Origin of the sequence: Helicobacter fennelliae (assembly GCF_900451005.1) — a bacterium.
Classification (GTDB): Bacteria; Campylobacterota; Campylobacteria; order Campylobacterales; family Helicobacteraceae; genus Helicobacter_B; species Helicobacter_B fennelliae.
On record NZ_UGIB01000001.1, the window covers coordinates 2,064,660 to 2,083,009 of the forward strand.

An 18,350-nucleotide genomic window follows, 5' to 3' on the forward strand; every position below is an offset into this window, starting at 1 on the left:
TTTATTTTAAGAGTTCGGCAATGCGTTTGCCATAATTCGCATCGGCTTTATTAAAATGCTCTAACTGCAATTTAATGATTTTTTCATTTATGCCTTTCATCGTGTCTGCAATCGTTTGACATAGCCGCTCTTTCTCATTGCTACTCATTAGCCGATACAAATCACCCGCTTGTGTGTAGTAATCATCGTCATCTTCTCTATAATCCCACTGCCCGAGTTTGCTTTCACTCTCAAAGTGTAGCGGGTCTAAAATCGGCTCTTTTAAGTTCCAATTATCCTTATATCCGTCCAAAATGCTAGGTTCATAATTGCGAATGCTACCATACGCGCCATTTGTCATATAACCATCGCGGCAAAACGCAAAAGATTTTAGCACCCGACTCAATGCAATCATCATCGAAGCACTTTGATAGATTCTACAAAATAAACTCAAGATAATGGCAAGCAATAAATAACTTGCCATTCTAAAGCGTGCGTAAAGCACGACTAAAGAATCCATAATCCAAACTAGAATCTATTTTAGATTCTAGATTTTCTTCACACTTTTTTGTATTTGCATAGAATCTAATTTTTGTCGTCATTACTTAAGCATTAGCGTGCAATCCAAGATTTACAGAATCTATTTTAGATTCTGTAAATCTTGGATTCTTCACTTGTTTCACTCACTTAAATGAGCTTACTTTTGGCTATCATTTAGAATGACAAGCAAAACTTAATGTGTGTTTGAAATAATAAAAAATCGCAATGATTACACTACCACCGATAAGATAGCCCAAAACAGCAGAAGTGCTTACACTTGCTACCCCAAAAGCTATAATCGCTCCAAAAGCACAGATATTGACATAGGGAAATTGTGTGATAAAGTGGCTTTGAGCCGAACAGCCCGCGCCTGTTGCCGAGAGGATTGTCGTATCTGAAATAGGCGAGGCATGATCGCCATACACCGCTCCTGATAGCACTGCTGCAATAGCCAAAGTAAAGTCTGTATGTGTGGATTGCGCGAGGCTTGCAGCTATGGGTAAAATAATCGCAAATGTCCCCCAGCTTGTGCCTGTGGCAAACCCAATAAAGCAAGAAATCGCAAAAAGCACAAGTGGCAAAAGGACGCTTGAGTGGCTCTGTAAGACATCTTGACAAAGATTGGCAAGATAGATTCCAGTTTGCATATCATCATTAATGATAGGACCAATAGCCCATGCAAAAATCAAAATCAAAATCGCAGGAAGCATAGAAAGAGTGCCGTATTTGATGATAGGCAGCAAAGAATCTGTCTCAAGATGCCTGATAGAAATAACAAAAGTAACACACAATGTAATGCAACCACCCCAAAACAGCGCAAAGCCCGTCTGTGTATGCTGAAGCATAGCGATAGGACTTAGGCTTTTGCACTCTTGATACCCGCTCCAAAATATCATTCCAGCCACGCTTGTAATCAGCACCCCGATAGGCAAAACCAAAAGCCAAATATGGGAGCTTGAATGTTTTTGAGATTGGAGAAAATCGCTCACACCGACATTGCGATTTTTTCGCATGGCTTTGAGATTAATCTGCCAAAATATAGTCAAAATCACGCCAAGAAGCGCAAACCATGCATAATAATTATACACAACGCTTGAAAGCAATGCAAAAAATCCGCCACCACCTATTCCGCTGATTTGTTGCGCGATATGTTTTTCTTCCAAAATACCTATGATATACGCGCCCCAGCTTGATATGGGGATAAGGATACAAATCGGCGCAGAGGTAGAATCTATAATATACGCGAGTCGCTCGCGCGTGGAGTGATTGACATCATTGAGGTATTTTGAGATTTGCCCGACTGTGAGGGCATTGAAATAATCATCAATAAAAACAACAATTCCCGCTACAAACGCTACAAACTCTGAACCTTTGGCAGTTTTGATCCTTGTCCTAGCCCACTTGACAAATGCGCCTATACCTCCAGAATGCGCGATTGTCTGCGTAAGGATACCAAGCAAAATCAAAAATCCAAAGACATACAAGCTATTTGATTTAATCTCTATCGCGCCTGATTGGCTAGTGTAAAACACCCCAGCAATATGCGTAAAAATATAGCCTAAAATCCCCAAAAAATCACCATAGTTCATCATTATACTAGCGATCACAATACCCACAAACAACGATAACACAACGCGTTTCGTGATAAACACAAGTGTAATCACACACAAAGGCACCACTAAGCTTAATGCAGAATCTGAATACATCTAGCTCACTTTATTTGTCAGTATCAATCGTCCGCGTCTGCATTTCGTAAGGAATTTTTTTCTTATCCCATTGCCTATTTTTGTAGGTATTATTTGTCTTTGATGACTCCATACCTTGTATTTGGTCGATAGAATCTGTCTCAATCAAATTTTTGGGTGATATTTTTTTGGTGGGTTGAGATTTGGTTTTATTGATTTTTTCTTTGTCAGAAGGTGTGCTTGAGAGTTGCTTTTCGTATTGTGATGAAGTAGATTGGGCAGTTGATGTGGGCGATTCTTGTGATTCTTGTGATTCTTGTGATTCTTGTGATTCTTGTGTAGAATCTGTCGCAGAATCTATTGTAGGCGTTTGGAGTTGTGCTGAATCTTGTGTATCAAGGCTTTGAGTAGAAGTGTTGCTAGAGCCACTAGTAGCAGGAGTGGTAGCAGAAGCAGAAAAAGTTATAGGCTCTTTGAGTGTGATTTTTTTGATAAGCTTTGCATTTCTAAAAATCATATACCCGATGATAAGATTGCGCTTATAATCAACGATTTCAACCACATCTGCATCTTGTGGAATCCCCTCTAATGCGCTATTTTGCGATGTGCTTGCTTGGGCTATTTGGATTGGGCTTGCAAGCAATACCAAACATTGACATATCAATATAACTACTCTCATTTTATGTATCCTTCCGCTTTTATTTCCACTCTCATTATTGACTTATTAAATGTAGAATTTAATGCAAAATCTCAAACTAAAAGTATATAATACAAATTTTTAAATACACCAGAATTTAAAGGAGATTTTATGCATTATATCAAAACAGCAAACGCCCCAGAAGCTATCGGTCCTTATTCTCAAGCCATAAGCCACAACGGACTTGTTTATACTTCAGGCTCGATAGCATTGCGCCCAAATGGAGATTTTGTAAATGGCGACATCAAAGCCCAAACAGAGCAAGTGATGCAGAATCTAGAAGCCATACTCAAAGAAGCAGATTCTAGCTTAGAATGCGTGCTAAAAACGACTTGTTTTTTGGCAAATATCGATGATTTTGCGACGTTTAATGAAGTCTATCTCAAGGCTTTTGGCTCTCACAAACCCGCTCGAAGCACAGTCGCTGTAAAAACACTTCCTAAAAATGCTTTGATTGAAATTGAATGTATCGCAACAACTAAGGAAAAATTTAAGTAAAACACAAAGAATTTTATAGTAGAATTGCCACTTTGTTTTATACACTTTGTGCTTTCTTAAGCCAAAGCAAAACATAACTTGAAATTCAAGAAATCACATAGAAGGACATCATAATGTATGCGATCTTAAAGAATGGAGGCAAACAATACAAGGTAAGCGAAGGAAGCATTGTTTTGCTTGATAAGCTAAGCCTTGAGCCGAAGTCAAAAGTTGATTTTAATGAAATTTTAGCACTCCACAATGGCAAAGAACTAATCGTTGGGACGCCATTTGTATCAGGTGCTAAAATCGAAGCAGAAGTCATCAACGAGGGAAGAGGTAAAAAAGTTGTCATCTTCAAAAAACGAAGAAGAAAAGATAGTAAAACAAAACGTGGTTTTAGAAGGGATTTTACACGCGTAAGAATCCTCAAAATCATCACAAAATAAGGAGCAAAAATGGCACATAAGAAAGGTCAAGGAAGCACTCAAAATAATCGAGATTCTGCTGGTCGTCGTCTAGGCGTCAAGAAATTTGGTTCGCAATTTGTCCGCGCAGGAAATATTATCGTCCGCCAAAGAGGCACAAAAGTGCATCCGGGCGAGAATGTAGGAATGGGTAAAGATCATACAATTTTTGCGCTCATTGATGGGGTAGTGAAATTCCAACAAAAAACAAAAGAACGAAAAAAAGTTTCTGTCATTCCTGCTTCATAGTCTAAGCCTTATCGCCATTTGCCCCGCATTTGACTTGCAAATTGCTTTGATAAATTTTTAAGCATAGGCAATGGCAAAACAAAGGCACAAATACAAACCTCAAAATAATCTATAAAAGTAAAAATAGCACAATAGTGCAAAACAGAGGCAATTATTTTGAGTTGTCAAAATACCGCAATATAATTTACTTTAAGGAGAGTCTTATGAAAATAGCTAAAATAATGGGTGCGCTTTGCTTTTGTGCGGTGATTGGAATCGCTGATGATGCATCATACAAAAAGAGTTTTGATAGATTCTTAGAAGTAAGTCAAGCAAATGCCGTGCTCAAAGAGCTTACAGATGGTAAAATGGTCGATAAAATGCTTCAATCTTTGTATACAGAGACAAATACACAAATCAACGAATCTCAAAAAACAGAAATCGCTCGTATTATGAAAAACACGATGAAAGATATTTTTGATGAAGCAGTCCCCGCAATACTTGAGATGTATAAAAAATATTTTACAGAATCTGATCTCAAAGAAATGACAAAATTTTACGAAACAGCAGTCGGTCAAAAAATGGCAAAAAGCCTTATCAGTATCCAAGAAGACACGCAACAAATTATGCTTAAAGTGATGACTACGCATTTTCCGGCTATGCAGCAAAAAGTCCAAGAAGTGCTAGAAAGTGGCAATGGTAAAAAGGCAAGTTCCACAAATACAAAATAATAAAAATTGCTTAATTTGTAATGTTTATCGATAGTGTAGAAATCATCATATCATCGGGCAATGGTGGTGCTGGAGCAGTAAGCTTTAGGCGAGAAAAATTTGTAATCGCGGGCGGTCCTGATGGTGGTGATGGCGGAGCGGGTGGCGATATTATCTTTGAAGTAAGCGACAATCTTGACACACTCTCCAAATTTCGTGGCAAAAAGCACTATAAAGCCCAAAATGGTCAGCCCGGTGGTGCGAGAAAAAGCACAGGAAAAAGTGGCGAGGATTTGATTATTATGGTGCCATTAGGGACACAGATTATCGAGCTTCAAAGCGGGGCTGTCCTTGCGGATTTACAGACAAAAGATGCACGATACAAAATCCTTGAAGGTGGCAAAGGCGGGCTTGGCAATGCGCATTTCAAAAACGCAACAAATCAAGCTCCAACCTACGCACAAAAAGGAATCTTAGGCAAAACTTTGCATATTCGATTAGAGCTCAAACTCATCGCTGATGTCGGGCTTGTAGGCTATCCAAATGTCGGCAAATCAAGCCTGATTGCGACACTATCAAATGCCAAACCACAGATTGCTAATTACGAATTTACAACCATTACGCCACATTTGGGTGTCGTTCAGGCTGGAGAGTTTGAATCATTTGTCATGGCAGACATTCCGGGGATTATTGATGGAGCAAGCGAGGGGAAGGGGCTTGGGTTGGCGTTTTTGAAGCATATCGAGCGCACCAAGTTTTTGCTTTTTGTCATCGATATAGCGCGCGAGATAGATGTGCTGACACAATACCAGAATCTAGAATCCGAGCTTTGTGCGTTTTCCGCTCTACTTGCCAAGCGCAATTTTGGAATCATCATAAGTAAAACCGATACAAGCAGTGAAAGCGACATACAAGCCGCAGTCAAGCGTCTATGCGGATATTTTAAGCTCACCCCTCAACAGCACAAACACATCAAATACCAAAGCTATCTTGCTCCATCATTTTTGGACGATCGATCGCTAGAGCCTTTAGATTCTGATACTACACAGCCCAAAACACTAAACCCTTCACAAACACCAAAAACGCCAATGTTTATCATTCCTATTTCCTCAGTGGCACATACCAACACCAAAGAGCTTACATTTATCCTCTATAAAGCATTGCATTGAAGTTTTTATTGATAATTAATTTTGAATAATTAATTTTAAAGGCTTAGTTTTGAAAACTCCACAAACAACTTCTCTGCTTTCAAGTATTTTTGGCAAAATCCGATTTTTAAGTAAGTTATAAGTTTCTCGAATAATTTTAAAAATTGAGCTGATTACATAGCTTCTTGTCTTAAAAAATTTTTAATTTTTGAATGATTTTAAATATATTCTTGTCAAGAATAAACAATCAGTCAAATCTTCTTCCATCTTCTCTCGCCACAAATAAAATCCAATCCAACTTATTCCCTTATAACTAAAACTCTAAGTCTGTCTATTTAGCTAGGCTTTCAAGCTTATATTCTTAAGTGTGATTCCAATCAATGAAATTAATTTCCACGCATATTAGAGTTTAATATAAGGGAGAGAATATATAAGGGAAAAGAATAAATATAAAATAATCTTTATTTAGTTATATAAAGAATCTTTGTTTCTTTTTAAAATATTTTTTGTTTTATTTAATTTAATTAATCAAAAAAAAAGCTCTGTTGCAATAACTTATTGAAGATTAAGTTAAAGCGAGAGATAACTCATTGTCCGCATTGTAATTCCACAGAATTTAGCAAGAATGGTAAAGTTAGCGGATTTCAGCGTTTTATATGCAAAGAGTGTGGTAAAACATTTGGCACAAGAAACCAAACTATATTTACGCAGTTAAAAAAGATATGGAAGTTTGGAAGCAGTATATCCATTGTATGATTGAAAAATACTCTCTGCGAAAAACTGCTGAAATCTGCGGAATATCAACTAGAACTGCTTTTACATGGCGACATAAGATATTGGATGCTTTGCAGAAAATGCAAGATAAAGTTAGACTAGATGGTGTAGTAGAAGCTGACGAAACCTTTCTACCTCTCTCTTTTAAAGGCCATCATAAGAATTTTAACTTACCACGTTTAGCTAAGCATAGAGGCGAACCTGCAACTAGACGTGGATTATCAAAAGAGCAGGTTTGTATAAGCTGTGGAGTTAATCTAAACGGATTATCAATATCTAAAATATCTAATCTCGGAAAGCCTAAATTACAAGATATTGAAAAAGTTTTAATTAATAAGATACAAAAAGATAGTATATTAGTTACCGATAGTTTTAGAGCATATCTAAAATTAGCAAAAGATATGAATTTAAGTCATATCAGAATACCTAGAAATCATTATAAGATAGGAGCATTTAATATCCAAACAATCAACAGCTACCACAGCAGATTAAAGAATATGCTAATCCACAGCTTTAAGGGCGTATCTACAAAGTATCTCAATAACTACCTTGTCTATAACAATTTTGTAAATTTTGCCAAAGAGAGTAGAAGTGGAAAAGAACAAATATTGTTAGACCGCATAATTAATACTGAGTGTCTTAGCAAGTCAGTCAATATAGCTAATAGACCTGCTGTGCCGCTGCCACAAGCGAGCTAATCTTAGACAAAAGGAAAACAAAATGACAAGCTGGACAAGAGAAAGTATAAATCTAGCTAATAACTATGACTACTTAGATAGATTATATACGATTTACCCTGTAATCTCTAATGTTAGACGAAATTTATCACCCGAAGTAATGAATAATTTAGCTTCTATGCTATTGCCTACGCCTAATTTTGCTAGAGGTGAATTGCTTAACTTGCTTTTAGAACAAGAAGTTTTTCCTATTAAAGACTCTTATGTAGCTTATCTTAGACGAGATAGAACTGCAATAGAACGAAATCCTAATACAGTAAATAGAATTGAAACCACAATCGCAAATATGGGGTATCAAAATGTCTTAAGAGAAATTACTAGACCTATTGAAGCTAATAGACAAATGGGACAGCATTTTAAAAATTGGGTAAATTCTCAGTATTTTAGATATGAAAAAACAAATGATATTAATCACTTTTTAACCACAGATACTTTGCTTGTTTTTATAGGCAGCGACAAAGTTATGGCAGAAGTGGCTCAAGATTATTTTGGCTATCAAGCGGTTGTAAACCCTGTATATCTATCATTTACAAGTCGCAACTTCTCTTCCAAGCTCATAGCCCAAATATCGCTTAAGGTATAGAATCCACCCCAAGATTTAAACAATGCTGCCCTTTTTGCGTGTCCGGGACTAAGTAGCACACATAAACTTAAGCTCATTTATGTGAGATTTTCTACGCTTTTTTTGAGCTCCCCAAAGCTATTTTGGATAGATAAAGATATGCCATGCACATTGTGAGAGGTTGTGAGATTATGTTTGGCAAAATCTAGGATTTTTTTCATATCTTCGTTGATGATTGTGAGATCTTTGCTCATCACATCGCTATGATCGATAAGCTTTTGGGTAGTTTCAAAGCTTTCATTAAAGATATTCTCAAAAGTATCAATCTTGGTGTTTACACCGTTGGTGCGTGAAAGCAGACTTTCTACATTTTCTTTATTTTCTATGATGATTTGTTTGCTTTCATTGACATCTTGAGTCATTGCTTTGACATTACTATCGATTTCACCAAGGCTATGTTGGGTATTTTCTGCTAGCTTTCTTACTTCATCAGCTACCACAGCAAAGCCTCTTCCATGCTCTCCCGCTCTTGCAGCCTCAATAGCGGCATTAAGCGCTAAAAGATTTGTTTGATCAGCAATAGAGCGCACGGTTTCAACGATATTGATAATTGTATTGGTATTGTTTTCTAGAGATTCAAAGTGCGAGATGAGATTGGCATTTTGGCTAAAGATATTTTCTACCAAATTATATACATCTTTAAGGAGTGCTCTAATTTCTTGCATAGCAGCAAACATCGATTCTTGCTCGGATTTGGTTTGCAAAATTTCTTCGTTAAAAGTTTGGAAAAGTGTGCTTGTAGAAACTGCTTTTGTGTTTGTGGATTCTACGATAGCATTCATATCTTGTGAGAGGCTTTCAAGAGAATCTACGATATTGCCAAGTCCGTTGATATCTGTTTGACCACTTTTGACTTTTTCATGTATAGTTTTTACTACGGCTTGTATACGCGCCTTAAAATCATCGATAAGTGCGAGAATCTTACCATTTTCTGTGCTATATGAAGTATTGACCTTGATTTTTGAAGCTAGTGTGATAGATTTTAATTCCTTAGCAATGATTTTTGTCATATTCACACCCCAAGTCTTTTCATCGATATCGTGTATGATAAGTGCGACCACGATGACAAATTGCACAATTTGCCCTATGAGATTCTCAGTAAAGAGCAAGGCATTGGTTGCGAGTATGATGATACCTAGAATGTGAATAATTCGCATACGAAAATAGAGTGATTTAAACATGATAATATCCTTTTTAAAAAAGTACATAACTCTAGCATTAAAATCTTAATGTTTTATTAAAGCTTTCATCATAGATTTTACATAAAAAGATATTTACAAGTTTATCGAGGGCATTTTCCTTGCTTGAAATATTATGTTTGCGTAAAATCTTAGCAAACTCGTGGTATTTACCCTCTTCTTTTAGCTTAGAAAAAGTGGGGGTTGTCTCTAGAATCTTATAAGCATTCACATCATTTTCAAAAATGCCTTGCGTGAAAAATTGTAGTTTATAGCTCTCTTTCCACACTTCAAAAAGCTCCTCCACGCCATTAGCATTTTTATAGGATTTTTCCATATCGTTTTCTTGTAAGTATTCATCATTATCAAAGGCTTGGATAATGTGATTTTGATATTTTATGCTTTTAGATTCTACTTTATAGCCTTTTTCTAATAATCTATGCACACATTCAAAGACTACAAAATTTTCAGGGTGAGAGAAGTTTGAAGTCGTGGTGTCGTGTATCTTTATGCCTTGTGGGTAAATAAGCTTTTGGTTAGCAAAATCCACTTGCATTATGTAGGAGTTTATGGTCTTTGTGTAGATATGTGCTTGTTTAGATTCTAGCTTGTTGGATTCTGCTATTTTGGATTCTGTTTTAGAATCTAGCCTTTCAAAGCCTAGTAACTCTAACACTTCTTTTAAATTTTGCTGTGTAATCATTAAGTAGCCTTTTAAGTTTGTTTTTTTGACAATTATCTATTTTGTTTTCAAGTTCGGCAACAGAAAGTTTGCCATCAAATACTAAAGATACTGCCATTATAAAGTCGCTATAAAATCAATAAGTAGCAAGGCACGACAACTGAAAGCTTTGCCATTCACACCCTTTAATCTTAAAAAATCATTAAGGCGGGATTATACTTTAAATACCTTTAAGGAAAGTTTATTGCTTTTTATGGAATCTAAAATCTAATCCTTGTCATACTGAGCCTTTAGGCTCAGTATCTAATGTAGAATCTAAACAAGATTTTTCGCCTTTTTTTCAAAGGCTCAAAATGACAAGATTCTAGATTCTAAAAACTCCAAAACGCCCTAAAATTACACCCTAAACTCCGCACCCCCACCCAAATGATTGAGAATTTAGCACATTTCAAAACGCCCTGCGGAAGTATCTTTGAGATAAAATCGTGGTTTTTGCGTTAGCCGGGTTTGACTTCGTCTGCACCAAATGAGCCAACAAGAAGCTTACTAGAAGTAAGTGCTGCAGTTGGCGAATGCAGAATCCGCGATTTTAGCCACTCGTGCAAAGCACTAGTCCAAACCTGCAAAAGAGACAACGCAGAATCTAGACCTTACACAATCTCTTCAACAAAATATCGCGGTCGCCGCTTAGATTCTGCATAAATCTTGCCGACATACTCGCCAATAATCCCAAGACTTAAAAGCTGAATCCCACTAAAAAAGCATAAGGGAATAATCGTAGAAGCCCAGCCATACACCACACCATCGGTAAAAAGCTTCACAAAAAGAGCATAACAACCAAGCGTAATGGAAAGTATAAAAAACACAATGCCTAGCACACTCACAAGCCTTAAAGGCACGACACTAAAGCTTGTTATGCCATTCCACGCGAAAGATAGCATTTTGCCTAAAGGATACTTTGACTCCCCAGCAAAACGCTCTAGCCTATCATACTCTACTACTGCCGTTTGAAAGCCTAGCAAAGGCACAATACCACGCAAAAATAGATTTACTTCACTAAATCTTAGCAGAGCCTTAATAGCCCTATTTGAGAGCAGTCTATAATCAGCGTGATTATAAGTGATTTTTACGCCCATAATCTCCATAAGTCTATAAAAACCAATTGCGGTATGCTTTTTAAAAAAGCTATCTTTCTGCCGCGATTTTCTTACGCCTAAAATGACTTCAGCCCCCATTTTCGCCTTTGCTACAAACTCATCAAATACACTAATATCATCTTGCAAATCACAATCTATACTGATAGCACAATCGCATTTATCCGCCACATATTCTAGCCCTGCTAAAAGGGCGTTTTGATGTCCGCAGTTGCGTGAGAGTTTTAAGGCTTTAGTAGTAATTCTCTGCTTAGAATCCGTGCTTTTGGATTCTGTGTTTTTAGAATCTATACTTAAAGAGCATAAAATATCCCAAGTCCTATCCCTACTCCCATCATCAACAAAGCACAAAAAGCTATTGCGTGAAATCTCGCCTTTATCCATAAGGGCGTGAAGCACCTTACATAATTCTTTGTGCGTATGCTCTAGCACCGCCTCTTCATTGTGAGCGGGGATTACAATGCAAAGCTTCATCGCTCTGCCTTGTGGAAAATCTGCGTTATCTTTTTTGCAAGTAAGGTATTAATTATACTTTTAACGGGGGGGGGGGCAATATAAACTTAACAGCTTATTCTCATATCCTCGCATTTTAAGCCTTTTGTTAAAATTGATATTCTTTGTTAAAGCCCAAGATTTTAGAACATTTTGACTTACATATTTCTTAGATTCCACTTACACAAGCCACACATAATAAACCAAACTCACCACAAACCCTACGCAAAATCCCTAAAGAGTTTGCCCACATCAACGCCACATATCACTTTATCCGCACATCTATCATAAATCCCCTTTGCACCATTTACCAAATCATCGCTTGAAATGCCGTGGCTTATGGAAATCTTTGCTTCTAAATATGCGCTTAAGTTATCAAAAATCTTTAGAAACTCGCCATACACGCCATTAAACTCATCTCTATTATAAGTCTGCATTAGGCTTTCGCTATCAGCGGTATAGCAAAAATGCTCTATCTTATAGCGATTGCTAAACTCATTTTGCGTAAAATAGCTTATATCTTCTTGTATATTTGGCGGCACAATGGCTAGAATCTTCTCATTCACCACCTCTTCTTCTATCTTTTTGATAAGCTCATCAAGCCCCTTCACACTTCGCTTAATAGGCGAGATAATATCACGCGTTAGAATCTCTGGCAAATCGTGGAATAATCCGCACAAAAAGTGATTAATCCGCATTTGCTTACAACAGCCTATATCAAAGCTTACCAAATACGCACTCAACGCCACAATAAGCGTATGCCCTAGCACAGAAGTCGCTGGGATTCTAGGCGTTTGACTCCATCGCTTTTGGAATCTTAACTGTCCAAACATCGTTACAAGCTCTCTTACATTTTCATAAAGCATAATCTGCTGCATACCCGCTAGATGATAATGCTCCTCTACTTGCTTGTTAATGATATTGCGGATATTTTGGACATCTTTTTATGATAAATTATGAGATAAAATGGAGTGAGATATTATTTGATAGGGATATAAGAATATATATGATGAAAGCATTCTTAAAAATTTTTATGTAAAGTAGCTTATTTAAAAAATAATAAGCCTATTTTTTGCGAGGAGATGACAATGGATATAAAAAGAAAATCAACAACCTCAAAGACTACGCAGAATTGGCACAAGCAAGTTATTTTTACTTTGATTTAGAAAGATATGTATTGGAAAGCGATATGAGCATTACTTTCAAATGAAATTATAAGTTCAAATTACAATGGCAAAATGGCTGGTGAAAAAGAAAAAATAGGAAAAGAATATCATTTCATTGGTAAAAAGAAACTCAATGGTGAATTTAGTGAAATTCAAGCTAAAAACTTTGCTGAAAGATATGAGATTTACTTTCATCAAGCAAACACAGCTTCAGGCTTTAGTGCTACTTTATTCTATGATACACAATTTCGTATAATACACATAAATTTGTGGTGTATCAAATGAAAATTATTAATTTAGTATATTTATGCGTTTGTGCTGGAATGTTACCATTTGCATTTGTGTCGCACGGAGAAAATAAAGTTGTAGAATTTTTGTTGCTTGTCGCTATTCCTTATATTTATTATTTTGTGTTATACAAGCCTTTATTGGATTTTGAATTAGCCATCAAAAATAAAATTATCACAAAAAACAATTATATGTATTTGCTTGAAAATAACTTGTTTGTATATTTGGTATCATTTGCTATCCCCATAATATATTTTTATATGCAAAATATCATAGTTTTTATGGTTGCCATTTTGCCAATCATTATTTTGTGGATAATCACCATAAAAAAGTTACTATTCTATAAGATTTGATTCAAGTGGAGCAATGTATGATGAATAATAAACTAGCAATCAACAACTTAAAAGACTATGCGGAACTAGCACAAGCAAGTTATTTTGATTTTAATTTGCTAAAAGATTCTAATGGAAATCCTAGAAAAATTTATGAGTTAGATTCTAATAAAGAAAAAATCAAAGATGAATCATATCCTAGAGGATATAAAGAAATAGAAATTAATTTAGAGCATATAGTGAATCAAAAATATTACAACCACGAAGTATTAGTAAATCTTGAAAAAGGCGATGATATTTTTACAAAAATGAAAAATGAAGCTAAAGATAGTTTTAATTTAGATAAACTCAATGGTGAATTTAGTGAAATTCAAGCTAAAAACTTTACCAAACGATATGAAGTTAAAATTCATCAAAATAATACATTGCACGGTTTCTCTGCAACTTTGTTTTATGACAAGAAAAACAATCAGCATATTGTTGCTTTTAGAGAAACGGAGGGGGCAATGGATTATTTAACAGATTTTCTTTTTAGCGTTACTTCATTAAATATGCAAAAAAATTCATTATTACAATAAACACATAATATTCGTAGGACATTCACTCGGTGGCTATTTAGCACAATGGGCTTTAATATATTGTGATGATAAATATAAGATGTGCTACGATTTTCCCCTAAAGAAGTTTATACCTTTAATGCTCCTAGTATTGATGGTTGGAATTTTCCAACTCCCATTATAAACCACAATACTATTAAAATTTTACAAGAAATTTTTGATAAAGAAGTATTGATATTTCAGGTAAAGTAACACATATATATGACAGCGGTGGCATTAAAATCATTGCTTCAGCCCAATATGGTTCAGTTAATAAACTTCCTATAAATACAAACAGAGATTCTCACTCAAACCCTCTACCTCTACTCTTATCTTTTAGGGTTAAAATCTAACTATGACAAAGTAAAAGATAAAAATCTTAAAGAATGTATAGAGTATTTAAATGACTTTATGCAAGGAGTTTATAAAGTATTTAATCCCCTAAGTATAGCCATTAATGTAGCAAACAATAAAAAACAAGCTGATGAAGCCAATACTGCCACTTTGTCTTTAGATTATTTACCACAAGTAAAAACACAAGATACTGATTTCCTCACCAACTTTATAGAGCATATTTTATATGTAACAAGCCTAGAAAAAGAAATGGAAAATTTTTATATTCAATTACACACCACTCAAGAGAATGTTATAGATAAAATAATAGTATTAAGAGATAAAAGATATTATCCAAAAATATTAGACAAAACAGAGATAGATAATTTAGACCCTAAGCAGTGTAGTATAGCAGAAAAAAGAGCCATCTTTAAATGCCAGCCTTTTATAATAGTCAATGAATATGGAGATGATGTGTTAAATAAAGACAACATTGCTAAACTCTTTAGATACAATAGCAATTCCACTAAAATAGTTCTATATAGTGATGAATCCAATACATCATATTTTAATGCTAGACTTTCTATGTATGATGAAAAGCATTCTTTATGAGAGTGAAATGAGAGTGTATCATTATGTGCAAGGCAAATTAAATGAGGAGAGAAAATAATGTCATCTGTTTTATCTATGAGTTCAAATATTTATTTAGACGAACAAAACAAAAGCATTTTTATCTTTGCTAACGATAAAGACTACATTGATTGTGATACAATCTATGAACAAATCAAACAAGAATTGAAACTACAAGAAAGCATAGAGGAATTACAATCCTATAAGCCCTCTCTCTTTTTCTATTCCACTCTTCTCACAGGCTCATCTGAAATACAATCTAATCCCTTTTTTCTTTGGTCAATTAGATAAAGACAATACCATTAAACAAGATACACCAACTTATCACTTCTCCCCCAAAGATGAAGAAAATAATCTAGGCACACTTACTATCTTTTTAAACTCTTGCACTCTTACTCTTTTAAACTACTCTCTCTTAGATTCTAGTTTAAATATTAAACTCACATTAACAAACAAAGAATCTAAAGCCAAACAACAACAAGCTAAAGCCAAAACAAAACAACAAACACAACCTGAACAATTAAAACCTTTAAGCACTGCAATGCTTCACCCAATACTAGAAGATGATGAAATAAAATGTCCTCATAATGGAGTAGTGCAATTAAAATCTAATAAGGGTAAAAGTATTACAGATAAGAATATCCCTTTTATTTTAGAATCTGATTTATTATATAGCTCTATTGTAGGTTGTCCTAATCCTCCTACCAAAAGGCAAGTGGCTTGAAAATCCCTCTCTATTCACAGCTTAAACTCAAATTAGAATCTAAGGGAATAGATTCTATTACAAGCGGACAGATTGCGTGGTTGTGCTTTAGTGGTTTGGTAAGTTTTATCATCGGATTTTTTTGTGCATTATATATTTCTGCAAACTTCAATTCCTTTGAAGCTCCTCGAATATTTTTATTTGCTCTAGTCTTTATTTTTCTTGTTCTTTGGTCTATTCTTACATTCATTCATAGAAAATTTATGCCTTTGGGCTTATGTTTTACTATTTTTTATCTCGTCTCTGTATTTATGAAAAATGCTACTTTATTAGTAATTGGAGTATTCATAATTATATTATTTTGGTTTTTATATAATAAGTTATCTATAAGGATAAAATTATTATTGTGTGCCACATTTTTAATTTTTGGGTCAGTTTGGTTCATTTTATTCTTTTTTTTTACGAATCAAATCATATTAAGGTAAAAGGGGTTTTATGCAATACTTTGTAACCATTTATATAGATATTCTTTTTGAAAAAGACTTGTTAAAGCTAGATGTTACCCACGCCCTTCTAGGACTTACACGCAAACACCCCGATGAATTAATCATAGGGGCTTTAAGAACAATCAATAAGCGTTAGAGGAAATATGATGATAAAAAAAGAAACATTCAATTATAATTTACTCACGCAAACGCCTGATAAAATTTTTTATATTATTATAATGAATCTTGTAAGTATTGGGTTTGCTATTGGTGTTATTATGCTTTGGTTCTTTATAGACAGAATGCTTGTATCCTTTGCGGGATTCTCCTATATTGATATTATAAACAATATTAATATAGGAATTATCATTTGTAGCATAATTCTCTTACCAATTATTTTGGGGGTAGATGTTCTTAAAGTTTTTAAAAATATATTATATATTTTTGTTTTTGTTATATGTTTATTTTTGCTTGGAAAAATTTTAAATTTTCAATGGGGGTGGCTATTAGTAATTTTTGGAAATCTTATAATGATTGTTCCAAATATTTTACTATTGTGTGAAAAAATTAATTTTAAACTTTTTTTATTTCATTTATTTATTGTAAATTTCATAGCCTTTGCTTATAACTTTATAGCTTATGGAGAAATGACAAAATGAAACACTACGCAACAATTTATATCAAAAATATGCAAGCAACATCCCTCACGCTTTTTTAGGTTTGACTCACACACACCCTGATGAATTAGATTCACAAAGTAATATTGAGCTAGAAAAATATTCTAATCTGCAATCCTTGTATGGAGGTATCACTTGAATCTCCCCATATACTCAAGCCTAAAAGCAAAGCTAGAATCTAAAGGACTAGATTCTACCACAAGCGGACAGATTGCGTGGTTTGCGTGTAGTATAGTATTTTCTTGGACAATTGTGTTTTTTATTAATACCATTAATCTTAGTTTAGATAGCTTTATATACAATCTATTTCAAAACAATATAATACATACAATAAAAATAACAATACTATTTGCCTTTGTTTTTAGTTTTTTATATTACAAAAGTGCAATTCCTTTGGGTTTGTCCTTTTTTATAAGTATGTGTATATTTTTCTTGTCATATGATATGTGGTATATTATCGGTTATGTTACAATGGCTGTATTGTTCGTGGTGTGTTTTTTGAATAGAAAATTTATTGCAAGCTCCTTATTGATTTTATGGGGATATTACTATTTTTATGTTTGCATTACCGTTATTGCATCATATCACTAGAGGAGGTTTTATAAATGAAACATTATGTAACTCTTTATATTGACCCATTGTTTGGAGAAATAACAAGAAGTGTTGATATAAAAAATCCAAGCACTTATCTTAATTTAGACGCCACCCACGCCTTTTTAGGTTTGACCAAAGACAAAAGCCCCGATGAGTTAGACAAAATAGATAATGAAATAAAAATGCAAAAGTTAAATAATGCAGATTGGAAAGATTTTGATAAAAGTAGGATTCTATGAAAAAAGAAAAATTTGATTTTGGGATTTTTATCTTAGATTGCTTTATGTGTATTGGATTGATAGTGGTGTCTGTTATATTTGTTATACCATTAGGGTTGGTTTTTTCTGTCTTTATTGATGGATTCCATCTTATAGAATTTGAAGGTTTTTATGATTATTCTACACTTCTTACTCTCTCCCATACTCTAATGTTCGCACTATATTTCTTTTTAGAAAAGACAAATATCATACAATACAGAATCTACAAGCCAAGCTTTTGGTTTGTTTTTATAAGCATAAATAGTTTTTGGTGGTTTGTGGCTTATTGGTTAAGTCATAATTTTAAAGTATATTCATAAAGAGATTCTCTATGCAATATTTTGTAACACTATACATTCACCCAATGCAAGGTGCCAATATCCCTCACGCTTTTTTAGGGCTTACCCACACTCATCCTGATGAATTAGATAAACTCAAAGATGTTGATATATACAAATATCAAACAGGATATTATTCTGATAAACCCACACTTATACATGTAAAAGATAAGTGGTATAACAATATTTATCCTAGCATATTAGATTCTAACTTTGGCGATGAGGGATTTTGGGGCTTTGCTCCTGTAAAGTCTAAAACTAGCCATTGGGGCGTAGTCTTTGAAAATAATCAATACATACCAAAATGGCACGATAACTTTCAGCAATACACTTATATAGATAAGCGACCACTCTCTACTTTTTGGCAACAAAACCGCTGTG

26 protein-coding genes and 3 pseudogenes are annotated in these 18,350 nt (G+C 34.5%); 20 read left to right on the forward strand and 9 right to left on the reverse strand.

Features of this window, described 5'->3' with window-relative positions; all coding sequences use genetic code 11:
- Position 1 precedes the first annotated feature (1 nt).
- The 3 genes from DY109_RS10180 to DY109_RS10190 all read right to left on the reverse strand — a co-directional run bounded on the left by DY109_RS10180 (position 2) and on the right by DY109_RS10190 (position 2,883).
- Positions 2-463: a catalase-related domain-containing protein gene (locus DY109_RS10180; RefSeq protein WP_034550631.1), complete on the reverse strand. Its 462-nt coding sequence runs from the start codon at positions 461-463 to the stop codon at positions 2-4.
- A gap of 226 nt (positions 464-689) precedes the next feature.
- Positions 690-2,225 (reverse strand): Na+/H+ antiporter NhaC family protein, encoded by a 1,536-nt coding sequence (locus DY109_RS10185; protein ID WP_023950060.1) that lies wholly within the window; start codon positions 2,223-2,225, stop codon positions 690-692.
- A 10-nt stretch (positions 2,226-2,235) separates the two neighbouring features.
- Positions 2,236-2,883: a hypothetical protein gene (locus tag DY109_RS10190; RefSeq protein WP_115737864.1), complete on the reverse strand. Its 648-nt coding sequence runs from the start codon at positions 2,881-2,883 to the stop codon at positions 2,236-2,238.
- A gap of 129 nt (positions 2,884-3,012) precedes the next feature.
- Between DY109_RS10190 and DY109_RS10195 the strand changes: the two genes are divergently transcribed.
- The 7 genes and pseudogenes from DY109_RS10195 to DY109_RS10225 all read left to right on the forward strand — a co-directional run bounded on the left by DY109_RS10195 (position 3,013) and on the right by DY109_RS10225 (position 8,025).
- The gene (locus DY109_RS10195) at positions 3,013-3,399 is read left to right on the forward strand and encodes a RidA family protein (protein ID WP_023947937.1); all 387 of its coding nucleotides are present in this window, start codon (positions 3,013-3,015) and stop codon (positions 3,397-3,399) included.
- Positions 3,400-3,512: 113 nt separating this feature from the next.
- Positions 3,513-3,827 (forward strand): 50S ribosomal protein L21, encoded by a 315-nt coding sequence (gene rplU / locus DY109_RS10200; RefSeq protein WP_023947939.1) that lies wholly within the window; start codon positions 3,513-3,515, stop codon positions 3,825-3,827.
- Positions 3,828-3,836: 9 nt separating this feature from the next.
- Positions 3,837-4,094 carry a 50S ribosomal protein L27 gene (gene rpmA / locus DY109_RS10205; RefSeq protein WP_023947941.1) on the forward strand — a complete coding sequence of 86 codons (258 nt, stop codon included), beginning with the start codon at positions 3,837-3,839 and terminating at the stop codon, positions 4,092-4,094.
- Between the two features lie 203 nt (positions 4,095-4,297).
- Positions 4,298-4,804 (forward strand): DUF2059 domain-containing protein, encoded by a 507-nt coding sequence (locus tag DY109_RS10210; RefSeq protein ID WP_023947945.1) that lies wholly within the window; start codon positions 4,298-4,300, stop codon positions 4,802-4,804.
- Positions 4,805-4,824: 20 nt separating this feature from the next.
- Entirely contained in the window at positions 4,825-5,952 is a 1,128-nt protein-coding gene (gene obgE / locus DY109_RS10215; protein WP_023947947.1) for a GTPase ObgE, read from the forward strand.
- Positions 5,953-6,501: 549 nt separating this feature from the next.
- Positions 6,502-7,403 (forward strand): annotated as a pseudogene (locus DY109_RS10220) (IS1595 family transposase); the annotation flags it as partial.
- 22 nt (positions 7,404-7,425) lie between these two features.
- The gene (locus DY109_RS10225) at positions 7,426-8,025 is read left to right on the forward strand and encodes a type II restriction enzyme (protein ID WP_023947951.1); all 600 of its coding nucleotides are present in this window, start codon (positions 7,426-7,428) and stop codon (positions 8,023-8,025) included.
- 77 nt (positions 8,026-8,102) lie between these two features.
- On the opposite strand, the gene DY109_RS10230 is transcribed toward DY109_RS10225, so the two are convergent.
- From DY109_RS10230 to DY109_RS10245, 4 genes and pseudogenes are all read right to left on the reverse strand, one after another.
- On the reverse strand, positions 8,103-9,272 hold the full coding sequence (locus DY109_RS10230; RefSeq protein WP_425323543.1) for a methyl-accepting chemotaxis protein: 1,170 nt from the start codon (positions 9,270-9,272) through the stop codon (positions 8,103-8,105).
- 25 nt (positions 9,273-9,297) lie between these two features.
- Positions 9,298-9,945, reverse strand: a pseudogene (locus tag DY109_RS10235) (restriction endonuclease); the annotation flags it as partial.
- 629 nt (positions 9,946-10,574) lie between these two features.
- A complete protein-coding gene (locus DY109_RS10240; RefSeq protein WP_023947961.1) occupies positions 10,575-11,552 on the reverse strand; it encodes a glycosyltransferase family 2 protein in 978 nt (325 codons plus the stop codon).
- A gap of 239 nt (positions 11,553-11,791) precedes the next feature.
- A pseudogene (locus DY109_RS10245) lies at positions 11,792-12,511 on the reverse strand (HD domain-containing protein); the annotation flags it as partial.
- A gap of 131 nt (positions 12,512-12,642) precedes the next feature.
- Between DY109_RS10245 and DY109_RS12165 the strand changes: the two are divergent.
- The 8 genes from DY109_RS12165 to DY109_RS11600 all read left to right on the forward strand — a co-directional run bounded on the left by DY109_RS12165 (position 12,643) and on the right by DY109_RS11600 (position 15,639).
- A complete protein-coding gene (locus tag DY109_RS12165; RefSeq protein WP_023947965.1) occupies positions 12,643-12,780 on the forward strand; it encodes a hypothetical protein in 138 nt (45 codons plus the stop codon).
- Between the two features lie 28 nt (positions 12,781-12,808).
- Positions 12,809-13,021: a hypothetical protein gene (locus tag DY109_RS12170; RefSeq protein ID WP_023947967.1), complete on the forward strand. Its 213-nt coding sequence runs from the start codon at positions 12,809-12,811 to the stop codon at positions 13,019-13,021.
- Positions 13,018-13,377: a hypothetical protein gene (locus DY109_RS10255; RefSeq protein ID WP_034549550.1), complete on the forward strand. Its 360-nt coding sequence runs from the start codon at positions 13,018-13,020 to the stop codon at positions 13,375-13,377. The genes DY109_RS12170 and DY109_RS10255 overlap by 4 nt, the downstream gene beginning before the upstream one ends.
- A 17-nt stretch (positions 13,378-13,394) precedes the next feature.
- Complete coding sequence (locus DY109_RS10260; RefSeq protein WP_023947971.1) at positions 13,395-13,934, forward strand: alpha/beta hydrolase family protein; 540 nt, start codon at positions 13,395-13,397, stop codon at positions 13,932-13,934.
- A gap of 7 nt (positions 13,935-13,941) precedes the next feature.
- A complete protein-coding gene (locus tag DY109_RS12175) occupies positions 13,942-14,097 on the forward strand; it encodes a hypothetical protein (RefSeq protein WP_235148551.1) in 156 nt (51 codons plus the stop codon).
- 266 nt (positions 14,098-14,363) lie between these two features.
- A complete protein-coding gene (locus DY109_RS10270) occupies positions 14,364-14,897 on the forward strand; it encodes a hypothetical protein (protein WP_023947973.1) in 534 nt (177 codons plus the stop codon).
- Positions 14,898-14,954: 57 nt separating this feature from the next.
- Positions 14,955-15,206, forward strand: a complete 252-nt coding sequence (locus tag DY109_RS10275; protein WP_210669943.1) for a hypothetical protein — start codon at positions 14,955-14,957, stop codon at positions 15,204-15,206.
- Between the two features lie 250 nt (positions 15,207-15,456).
- Positions 15,457-15,639, forward strand: a complete 183-nt coding sequence (locus tag DY109_RS11600) for a hypothetical protein (protein ID WP_023947314.1) — start codon at positions 15,457-15,459, stop codon at positions 15,637-15,639.
- A 10-nt stretch (positions 15,640-15,649) separates the two neighbouring features.
- On the opposite strand, the gene DY109_RS11605 is transcribed toward DY109_RS11600, so the two are convergent.
- Positions 15,650-15,790: a hypothetical protein gene (locus DY109_RS11605; RefSeq protein ID WP_162471400.1), complete on the reverse strand. Its 141-nt coding sequence runs from the start codon at positions 15,788-15,790 to the stop codon at positions 15,650-15,652.
- A 323-nt stretch (positions 15,791-16,113) separates the two neighbouring features.
- On the opposite strand from DY109_RS11605, the gene DY109_RS11610 reads away from it, so the two are divergent.
- The gene (locus tag DY109_RS11610) at positions 16,114-16,260 is read left to right on the forward strand and encodes a hypothetical protein (protein WP_023947316.1); all 147 of its coding nucleotides are present in this window, start codon (positions 16,114-16,116) and stop codon (positions 16,258-16,260) included.
- 10 nt (positions 16,261-16,270) lie between these two features.
- Positions 16,271-16,762, forward strand: a complete 492-nt coding sequence (locus DY109_RS10285; protein ID WP_034549401.1) for a hypothetical protein — start codon at positions 16,271-16,273, stop codon at positions 16,760-16,762.
- A 149-nt stretch (positions 16,763-16,911) separates the two neighbouring features.
- Here DY109_RS10285 and DY109_RS11615 read toward each other — a convergent pair whose 3' ends face one another.
- Positions 16,912-17,052, reverse strand: a complete 141-nt coding sequence (locus DY109_RS11615; RefSeq protein ID WP_158309896.1) for a hypothetical protein — start codon at positions 17,050-17,052, stop codon at positions 16,912-16,914.
- Positions 17,053-17,385: 333 nt separating this feature from the next.
- Between DY109_RS11615 and DY109_RS10295 the strand changes: the two genes are divergently transcribed.
- The 3 genes from DY109_RS10295 to DY109_RS12180 form a co-directional block, all read left to right on the forward strand.
- Positions 17,386-17,613, forward strand: a complete 228-nt coding sequence (locus DY109_RS10295) for a hypothetical protein (protein WP_023947320.1) — start codon at positions 17,386-17,388, stop codon at positions 17,611-17,613.
- A complete protein-coding gene (locus DY109_RS10300; RefSeq protein ID WP_023947322.1) occupies positions 17,610-17,951 on the forward strand; it encodes a hypothetical protein in 342 nt (113 codons plus the stop codon). Before DY109_RS10295 ends, DY109_RS10300 begins: the two co-directional genes overlap by 4 nt.
- Before the next feature lie 11 nt (positions 17,952-17,962).
- On the forward strand, positions 17,963-18,350 hold a 388-nt coding region (locus tag DY109_RS12180), incomplete at its 3' end, for a hypothetical protein (RefSeq protein WP_244916670.1).

Excerpts from the sequence above, each read along its gene's own strand:
- DY109_RS10180 (WP_034550631.1), bottom strand. The coding sequence starts at position 463 with ATGGCAAGTTATTTATTGCTTGCCATTATCTTGAGTTTATTTTGTAGA.
- DY109_RS10185 (WP_023950060.1), bottom strand. The coding sequence starts at position 2,225 with ATGTATTCAGATTCTGCATTAAGCTTAGTGGTGCCTTTGTGTGTGATT.
- DY109_RS10190 (WP_115737864.1), bottom strand. The coding sequence starts at position 2,883 with ATGAGAGTAGTTATATTGATATGTCAATGTTTGGTATTGCTTGCAAGC.
- DY109_RS10195 (WP_023947937.1), top strand. The coding sequence starts at position 3,013 with ATGCATTATATCAAAACAGCAAACGCCCCAGAAGCTATCGGTCCTTAT.
- rplU (WP_023947939.1), top strand. The coding sequence starts at position 3,513 with ATGTATGCGATCTTAAAGAATGGAGGCAAACAATACAAGGTAAGCGAA.
- rpmA (WP_023947941.1), top strand. The coding sequence starts at position 3,837 with ATGGCACATAAGAAAGGTCAAGGAAGCACTCAAAATAATCGAGATTCT.
- DY109_RS10210 (WP_023947945.1), top strand. The coding sequence starts at position 4,298 with ATGAAAATAGCTAAAATAATGGGTGCGCTTTGCTTTTGTGCGGTGATT.
- obgE (WP_023947947.1), top strand. The coding sequence starts at position 4,825 with ATGTTTATCGATAGTGTAGAAATCATCATATCATCGGGCAATGGTGGT.
- DY109_RS10225 (WP_023947951.1), top strand. The coding sequence starts at position 7,426 with ATGACAAGCTGGACAAGAGAAAGTATAAATCTAGCTAATAACTATGAC.
- DY109_RS10230 (WP_425323543.1), bottom strand. The coding sequence starts at position 9,272 with ATGTACTTTTTTAAAAAGGATATTATCATGTTTAAATCACTCTATTTT.
- DY109_RS10240 (WP_023947961.1), bottom strand. The coding sequence starts at position 11,552 with ATGAAGCTTTGCATTGTAATCCCCGCTCACAATGAAGAGGCGGTGCTA.
- DY109_RS12170 (WP_023947967.1), top strand. The coding sequence starts at position 12,809 with ATGGCTGGTGAAAAAGAAAAAATAGGAAAAGAATATCATTTCATTGGT.
- DY109_RS10255 (WP_034549550.1), top strand. The coding sequence starts at position 13,018 with ATGAAAATTATTAATTTAGTATATTTATGCGTTTGTGCTGGAATGTTA.
- DY109_RS10260 (WP_023947971.1), top strand. The coding sequence starts at position 13,395 with ATGATGAATAATAAACTAGCAATCAACAACTTAAAAGACTATGCGGAA.
- DY109_RS10270 (WP_023947973.1), top strand. The coding sequence starts at position 14,364 with ATGCAAGGAGTTTATAAAGTATTTAATCCCCTAAGTATAGCCATTAAT.
- DY109_RS10275 (WP_210669943.1), top strand. The coding sequence starts at position 14,955 with ATGTCATCTGTTTTATCTATGAGTTCAAATATTTATTTAGACGAACAA.
- DY109_RS11600 (WP_023947314.1), top strand. The coding sequence starts at position 15,457 with ATGCTTCACCCAATACTAGAAGATGATGAAATAAAATGTCCTCATAAT.
- DY109_RS11610 (WP_023947316.1), top strand. The coding sequence starts at position 16,114 with ATGCAATACTTTGTAACCATTTATATAGATATTCTTTTTGAAAAAGAC.
- DY109_RS10285 (WP_034549401.1), top strand. The coding sequence starts at position 16,271 with ATGATAAAAAAAGAAACATTCAATTATAATTTACTCACGCAAACGCCT.
- DY109_RS11615 (WP_158309896.1), bottom strand. The coding sequence starts at position 17,052 with ATGGTATTAATAAAAAACACAATTGTCCAAGAAAATACTATACTACAC.
- DY109_RS10295 (WP_023947320.1), top strand. The coding sequence starts at position 17,386 with ATGAAACATTATGTAACTCTTTATATTGACCCATTGTTTGGAGAAATA.
- DY109_RS10300 (WP_023947322.1), top strand. The coding sequence starts at position 17,610 with ATGAAAAAAGAAAAATTTGATTTTGGGATTTTTATCTTAGATTGCTTT.